Source organism: Polycladidibacter hongkongensis, assembly GCF_001561995.1.
Taxonomy (GTDB): Bacteria; Pseudomonadota; Alphaproteobacteria; order Rhizobiales; family Stappiaceae; genus Pseudovibrio; species Pseudovibrio hongkongensis.
In genome coordinates this window covers 1-7,174 of the sequence record NZ_LLWC01000034.1, presented here as the reverse complement: position 1 = coordinate 7,174, position 7,174 = coordinate 1, and the positions used below count along the sequence as shown (strand labels likewise).

Below are 7,174 nucleotides of genomic sequence, written 5' to 3'. Positions count from 1 at the left end.
AAACACCTTGTCAGGTGTTTGAACAAAGGGCTTGGAAAAGGGCAGCGTAATATGTTTAATCAAACTGTCCGGAAATCGGGCGGAACTCCAGTGGGCGGTGGATAGCCGCGGCAAGACAATTTTGATAATCACCGCCTCGCTCATTGTCACAATCCTGTACCACCTCGCCATCACCTCCGCATAAGAACGCAGGGCCTATCGCGAATATTCTTGCCCCTGATCACGGTCGCGGTTCTGGTCTTGCCCGCTTGCGACACGGTCCAGCTCAGCCTCACGCATCCGTTCGGCCAAACGGTTGTAGTACTGATCCGTCATCGGACGCTTTGTCCGCGTGTCGTCCTGTGCAACCTGCTGCGAGGTCACACCCTCGCGCGCGGTCTGGCTGTTGTCGTTGGACACAGCCTGCTCAAAATCCGGTTGTGATGTCTTCCCCGGCCAGATGTCATGCTCTGGCTGCTCGCTCTGAGCGGCCTGTTGCGCCTCTCGCGCTTTGATGCTGTCGGGATGTTCTGCTGACGGCAAATCCTGACGCTCCAAATCCGGGTGCGCGGCCTGCTCCATCCGGTCGGCCAGTTTCCCGAACCGATCCGTGAAATCGTCCAGCCCTTCTCGTTCCCGATCTTGGCTGTTCTGGGTGCCGTCCGTCTGCGCCATGCATCCTCCGCTATCCCGCTTATAGCGCGGCTTTGCCTGAAAATCCATTGGCACCGCAGGCCGTCGATTTGACGACGCACGCGCCAAACTGGTATAGTCGCTTGTTTTTATTATGAATATTGTTAAACGGTTTCAGCCGCAGGCCCATGGGCCTGCTTTGGTCGAAGTGTCATTTCCAGACGGCATTCCCTATCCCGCCCAAGGCGGGCGCAGCACAATGTTGTCACCGCGCCACGCATGGACAGACCTTGCCAAAGAGAAAGCCGCTGAGCTGGGCGTGGATATCGGATTCCGCAATATCGACGGCGGGTTGCAAGTTGCCTTCCGCTCCCACGATGATTGCGCCCGCGTTCTCGCCGCCATGGAACTGGAATGGCTCGACCGCTTGCGCCAAGGTCTCGGCTATTGGGTTCGAATGCAATTCCGATCCGCCGAACGCGCGGAAGAACGCGGCCAAATCTATGATCCCAAGCCAACCGTCACGCAGATGGCAGAAAGCTTCGGCCTCGAATACGACGACTTGGCCGATCTCGGTGCACCTGCCGCGCGGTTTTAGACACTCAGTTCAATGTGTTTTTGAACGGCGGCGGCGTGGTCGCGATGCGCAGCGTCGGGTCTGACAGCTCAATCGTGTAGACCTTCACTGGGCGTTTCGGCGGGATATGTGTTGGTGCCTTTGCCCATTTGAAGGGTTCAGTTTCGGCCATCATCCGTTCACCGAAGAGCCGGAAGGTCTCTTCCGGGGACAATATATTGTCGTCATCCTTGCTCATGGCCTACCCCGCCGCTCTATTGCGCATCTTGGCCGCTTTGCGTTGTTTGGCTTCTATGGCCTTGCGCTGCTTGCGGTTCATCGGTGGCCGCGCGGTACGTTTGGGCGCGGGGGCGGATGTGGTGACAGGTTGCAGATTCAGCGGTTGATTGCGTGGCATGGCCGACGGCGCCGTTGCTGACAATGGCTGCACCGGGCCACCATCCATCACCATGGGTGCAGGCATGTGTGGGCGGCGGCTTTCCCATTCGCCAGCTTTGTAGATATCGGTCAATGTTGTTCCCGAGGCCTGAAGAACGAAGTCTTCTGGCTTGGGGAGCGTTGCCCCATGCTCCCAGACAAACGGGGCTGGATCAACATCACCGAAGCGGATCAACTCATCGTCACCGACAACACCGCCCTTGGCCTCGATCACATCCGCTACGCATTGCGATGTTTTGCCATCAACAATGAAGCGCGTTCCGAGACGGATACGGGCTCGTTCTTTCTCAACAAGAATGCCGTCTTTTCGCTCTTGCGTGATTGCCCAGACAAAGCCGTCGCGCGGATCGCCAACAGGCACGTTGGTCGCGGCGCGTATGTTTTTGCCTTCAACGTTCTGGATCATGCCATCGTCACGCAGGATATCGAGCAAGCATTCGAATTTGTCAGTCTTCTTGCTGTCAGGGCGGAAATACACATGGCCGGGGGTCACGCGCGTGCCGAAGTAGTCGAGCAGAATTTTGGATTCATTCTCGAAGGTTCTGGTAACCCGTCCCAGCATGAGGTTGTCGTTCTTGTCGAAGGACACAACAACGTCGCCCTTGCGGATCATCGCAATGGGCTTCTTCCAAATCTTGGCGCGCACGGCGTCTTGATCGAAGATTTTATTGGGATTGGCTGGATCAGGTGCGAACTCAGGATCAAGCGGCCACATATCTATGGGAGTGTCGGGGCCGAAGCATTCAGTGCTATCGGCATATCCTTGGTACTCACCAATGTTTTTTGTTAGTTCTTCGTGGGTGAAAATGCCTTCAATTTTACGGCCAGGACCAGGCCCGCGATACTTGATATCGAAGGCTGTGCCATTTCCGGTGAGCCAACCCCCGATCCCACGTAGAGCTTCGAAAAAACCACCTTGTCCGTTATTCTCAAAGCCCCATTGATCATCATATGGCCGAAGTTCAAGATCAGCTTTAAGGCGACCGTCGTCTAAAACTTCGACCGTTCCTCTTACAACGAAACTCGCATCGCCGTATATGTAACCTTCATCGCTGAGGTTCCCGAATCTGTCATAGTAGTCAAACGCGATTTCATCCGGTTCAACATTTGGTGTGCGTTCATACAAATCGCGACCAAAGGTAACTTTTGAACCGGCTGGTAAATCTCTCAAATCCTGAATTGCGCGAGAGCCCCCTAGACTAACTACAGAACCCGGACCTTCATTCATATACCAAGTTCGCTCAACATATACATCCACGCCGCCGCCATTCTTGAAATGGATGTCAGCTTGTTGTCTTGTAAAGCCCCTAATTGGGTTATCTTCGCTAGAAATAATTCCAGCCATACTATCCTCCCTGATCGATTCTGGCGGCAGCCTTTTCTGCGGTTTCAATATTCAGTATTTCGATGCACGCCCTTGCAAATCTTTGGTAAAAAGGGTCCGGGCCAACATGTGGCCCAAACATCCGATCTACGAAAACCCTCTGCTCTACAGATATTTCACAAGGAGTATCGATGCGGCATAAATAGGCTGTCTTCTTTGTAAAAGCAGAATGCGAACCTGAGGGCGAACACTGAAGTGTTTCCAAGGCATCAAAATATCTATTTGCTGCAACTTCTTGATACTTCTTCTCAAAGAAGTCGCGAGCTGAACTCTCTGGCAAAGGGAAAAACCACCAACCTACTAGAGAAATCGCTATAATTCCGAATACAATACTTGCGATCTTCACAGTCGACTCTCATGTGGGCAACGAAGACAGAATAAACTTTGACTAGCCCTATCTGAAACGGTCGTTTTTGTCACGCTCAATCTCTGCACGAGTGATCAAGGTGTTAGCCGTTCCAAAAACCCGTGACAAAACGTTTGGGGTTTTGGAAGGTTTTTGTCATCATAGGGCATGATCATTGGATATGCTCGCGTTTCAACCACAGACCAGAATCTTGACGCTCAGACCGACGCGCTGACGGCGGCAGGAGCAGAACGCCTGTTCTCTGAGAGAGTAAGCGGAGCTAAGGCGGAACGTCCAGAGCTGGATAAGATGCTGGACCAGCTCCGCGACGGCGATGTGGTGGTGGTGACGAAATACGACCGTCTTGCCCGTTCCTTGCGTGATCTTCTCGACATTGTGGAAGCTATCAAAGAGCGCGGCGCGGGATTTCGATCTTTGGCCGAGGATATCGACACGACCACACCCGCAGGTGAGCTGATTTTCCACGTCTTCGCCTCCATCGCTCATTTTGAACGCCGCCGGATTGCCGAGCGTACCCGTGAAGGATTGGAAGCAGCGCGGAAACGGGGCCGTATCGGCGGTCGTCCCCCAGCTTTGACACCGGATCAAAAAGCAGAAGTGATCCGTATGAGAGATGAGGAAAGCCGTCCTCTTCGAGAGATTGCCAGCTTATTCAAAGTCAGCACGCAAACTGTTCGGCGTGCCTGATCTCAGAAATTTCTAACCCCTGTGCCTACCCCAGATCATTGGGTAGTAAGTCCAACCTGTCCTGTCGGTCTGGATGGAACCTCCGCATTTATGCGGGAAAGGTTGATCTTGAGTGCCTGTTCTTCGGAGCCGCTATCGCTGATGCCGTCTCGGAGACGTTCAAGGTTCTGCGTCAAGGATGCGTAGCACCGCCATAGGCGGCTTGTCCTTGATGCATGGTTCTTGAATGGCTCAGGCATCAACTCAGCGATGCGGTATCCGAGGACTTGGCAGGATTCGTCCTGTTCTTTGGTGAGCCGTAGGCGAACTTGAGAGAGTTAAATATGTTAGATTAGAGTTACGTTGTTTCAGGGTCTTTTTAAATATCAGTTATATAAAGGAAAAATAGATGTTATAGGGCTCTGGGGCGTTGTCACGTAAACTTTGGCACCAGCCTGATGAGATAGCGATTGGCGTATGACGCCATCATCGATTAGCTACAAGCGCCACCGTTTCCCGCCCGAGATCATTGCTTACGTGGTTTGGCTCTATCATCGCTTCTCTTTGAGCCTGCGCGAGGGTGAAGAGATGCTGTTGGAGCGAGGCATTACGGTTTCGTATGAGACCATCCGCCGATGGGGCCACAAGTTCGGCCCGAACTACGTTCGCGGCCTACGCCGTAAAGCCCCGAGTACTAATGATATTTGGTATCTGGATGAGGTTACTGTTAGCATTCAGGGTAAAAAGCGTTATCTGTGGCGTGCCGTTGATCAGGACGGGTATGTGCTTGACGAGATTTTGCAAAATCGGCGCAATACCAAGGCTGCAATGCGATTGCTAACCCGCCTTTTGAAGCAACAGGGCGTAGCGCCAAAGCGAATGATTACCGATAAACTTGGATCGTACAGCGCTGCTAAACGGAAAGTCATGCCACAGGTAGAGCACCGCTCCCACAAAGGGCTGAACAACCGTGCCGAGAACTCGCATTTGCCCTTGCGAAAACGCGAGCGAACGATGCAGAAGTTCAAGTCGCCGAGCCAACTTCAAAGGTTTCTGGCAGTCTTCTCCGGCCTTCGCAATCTTTTCGTTCCCCCTCACCATCAACGTTCCGCAATCGACATTCACCTACAGCGTCTAAGCGCCTTCGCCCAATGGAAAAACGCTACCATGATTGATGCCTGAGGCATAAGGTGAAAAGCTTCTTCCGGCTCTTTCAAGTTAACGTGACAACGCCTTCGCTCCTTCTTCTGGCGTTCCACCATCTGCGTGCGTTGATTCTCAACAGCCGGGCGCATCTTGCGATAATTCAGATCAATATTCCGCACAAAACCCTTGAGCTTATCATCCATCCGCGCAGTAATTTGCTTCTTCACGGCATCAACAGAGCCCAGGCTCTCATCAAGAGCAAAGCGGGCTTTCACATCACGCGCCTTAACCCCAGACCAACGCGATAGAGCATAAACCTCCCCACGAAAATCAATTGCCACAACAGAACGGCGATCACCTTTGGCGAGATGAAACCCTTTCTCCTCCAAAGCATTTTTAAGAGCCTCGCCATTGTCAGAGCGTTGCCAGCAATCACGGAACATCTCTTTAATTACACGCGGATCTTGCTGCACACGCTTCGCTTGCTGCCATTCCTTAAGCGTGAAGTTCAGAGGGTTGCGTAAATCACGATCAATAAAGCCTTTTGGTAACTCCCACCCATTCTCAAGGTATAGCTCTTTAGACACCTCATTCAGACGCGATTTATAGAAGGGAAGGTTCTTAGCCTTCATAGTCTGTGCATCGAAACGTGACCAAACTGCATGCGCGTGACGGCGACCTTCCTTCTCATGAAAGACAATGGCGCGCGGATGATCCTCAAGGCCAAGCTTCTGCTCAGCCATATCCGCCGCCGCTTCAAAGGCCTCAACAGAAGCTTTTTCATTCTCGGGTGGATTGAGGCTCAAAGAAAACAGAAACTGCGTGCAGCGCGTTCCTTTAGATATCGCCTCCGCTTCACCTAGGGCGCTATGCAAATCTTCCGACAAAAAAACCGCGCAACTCGTGCACGGTTATATGTTCGTTATCACTGGAGTTCATTAGGTGCTTTGCCAACTGCCCGCCATTGCCACGTTGAGAACCCTTCAAAATCATGACAGGCCTCCCGGTTCTTTACCGAGCGCCTGCATGAGCTCTGAGCGTATCTCCTCAATAGCCTGACAAGCTTCTTGCAACGACTCATCTGTTTCAGGCGCAGTCGGTAACTGTGCCCGTATTCACTGCACGCGCCAGCTGATTAAGGTTAGAAGAAAGACGAGAAGCGCCAAGCTGTGCCAAAACACGCCCTAACGCCTCATGGTCTTTGACAGGGAACCGCCCACGCGTACGACGTGGAGAAACATCCTCTCCTGGTATCTGAGAGCGAATATAGGCCGACAAAGGCATACCCGCCGCCCGTTCTTCCAGCAGCGCTCGCTCTTCGAATGTGAGACGCAATGAGTAAGGAGGCGGATACTTCTTCCGTTTCTCAGGTTCCGCTAACTTATTGAATTTATGGACTAGGCTGGTCATCATCACGCTCCAGACCTTCAAAGTCCAAATGCGCGAAATGATTCTCCCACTCTTCAAGCACCTCAAAGAGAGAGTTCAAACTTTCTCCCTCTAAGTGCGCCATATCTCTTCGTAAATCAATTTGGTGGCTAGGCTTCACCACCTGTTAGTATCAGGTCATAGCTTTCACCTTGTCAGCGGTGTGGTTGTCGGTTGTTCCGTATCACGAGCCGGTCTTGTCGCTATGGTGTCAACCATGCGTCGCGCATTCTCCTCCTATCACCTCTAATATGCTATTGCCTTGACGCTTAGTGCAGAGCGCTTCTTTTTCTGACCCATTTACTGTTATCGTCTTGATATGGCGATTTTGGTTGAGGCGAGGGCTCTAGATGCTAGTTGTCGCCAACGTGGTTGCCTCTGCGCTATTTTCTTCTGCTAGATATCCACTGTTGCTGTTAGTTTTTGAGAAATTTTGAAAGAAACATCAAAAACTTGGAAAATCGGGTTGACGGTTTTGTTTGGTGTGCCTATAACCCGCCCCACGCCAGACGGCGGCGGCCTTACGGGGTGGCGGCGGTTGGTTGGAAGTGAGAGA

The 7,174-nt window shown here is 52.3% G+C and carries 9 protein-coding genes; 3 read left to right on the top strand and 6 right to left on the bottom strand.

Annotation, left to right across the window (positions count from 1 at the left end):
- Window positions 1-195: 195 nt before the first annotated feature.
- Window positions 196-741 (bottom strand): hypothetical protein, encoded by a 546-nt coding sequence (locus AYK82_RS14925; RefSeq protein ID WP_156453392.1) that lies wholly within the window; start codon window positions 739-741, stop codon window positions 196-198.
- Window positions 742-766: 25 nt separating this feature from the next.
- On the opposite strand from AYK82_RS14925, the gene AYK82_RS14920 reads away from it, so the two are divergent.
- On the top strand, window positions 767-1,210 hold the full coding sequence (locus tag AYK82_RS14920; RefSeq protein ID WP_068317739.1) for a hypothetical protein: 444 nt from the start codon (window positions 767-769) through the stop codon (window positions 1,208-1,210).
- A gap of 4 nt (window positions 1,211-1,214) precedes the next feature.
- Here the strand turns inward: AYK82_RS14920 and AYK82_RS14915 are convergent, their stop codons facing one another.
- Genes AYK82_RS14915 through AYK82_RS14905 form a run of 3 tightly spaced genes read right to left on the bottom strand, consistent with a single transcriptional unit; the run spans window position 1,215 to window position 3,357 of the window.
- The gene (locus AYK82_RS14915; RefSeq protein ID WP_068317736.1) at window positions 1,215-1,427 is read right to left on the bottom strand and encodes a hypothetical protein; all 213 of its coding nucleotides are present in this window, start codon (window positions 1,425-1,427) and stop codon (window positions 1,215-1,217) included.
- 3 nt (window positions 1,428-1,430) lie between these two features.
- On the bottom strand, window positions 1,431-2,972 hold the full coding sequence (locus AYK82_RS14910) for a hypothetical protein (protein ID WP_068317733.1): 1,542 nt from the start codon (window positions 2,970-2,972) through the stop codon (window positions 1,431-1,433).
- A 1-nt stretch (window position 2,973) separates the two neighbouring features.
- On the bottom strand, window positions 2,974-3,357 hold the full coding sequence (locus AYK82_RS14905; protein WP_068317730.1) for a hypothetical protein: 384 nt from the start codon (window positions 3,355-3,357) through the stop codon (window positions 2,974-2,976).
- Between the two features lie 168 nt (window positions 3,358-3,525).
- On the opposite strand from AYK82_RS14905, the gene AYK82_RS14900 reads away from it, so the two are divergent.
- Window positions 3,526-4,065, top strand: a complete 540-nt coding sequence (locus AYK82_RS14900; RefSeq protein ID WP_068317728.1) for a recombinase family protein — start codon at window positions 3,526-3,528, stop codon at window positions 4,063-4,065.
- A gap of 456 nt (window positions 4,066-4,521) precedes the next feature.
- The gene (locus tag AYK82_RS14895) at window positions 4,522-5,226 is read left to right on the top strand and encodes an IS6 family transposase (RefSeq protein ID WP_068317727.1); all 705 of its coding nucleotides are present in this window, start codon (window positions 4,522-4,524) and stop codon (window positions 5,224-5,226) included.
- Here the strand turns inward: AYK82_RS14895 and AYK82_RS14890 are convergent.
- Both AYK82_RS14890 and AYK82_RS17835 read right to left on the bottom strand, forming a co-directional pair.
- Complete coding sequence (locus AYK82_RS14890) at window positions 5,166-6,077, bottom strand: relaxase/mobilization nuclease domain-containing protein (protein ID WP_068317725.1); 912 nt, start codon at window positions 6,075-6,077, stop codon at window positions 5,166-5,168. The two genes, AYK82_RS14895 and AYK82_RS14890, sit on opposite strands and share 61 nt — an antisense overlap.
- Window positions 6,078-6,276: 199 nt before the next feature.
- Window positions 6,277-6,600: a plasmid mobilization protein gene (locus tag AYK82_RS17835; protein WP_208976516.1), complete on the bottom strand. Its 324-nt coding sequence runs from the start codon at window positions 6,598-6,600 to the stop codon at window positions 6,277-6,279.
- Window positions 6,601-7,174 lie beyond the last annotated feature (574 nt).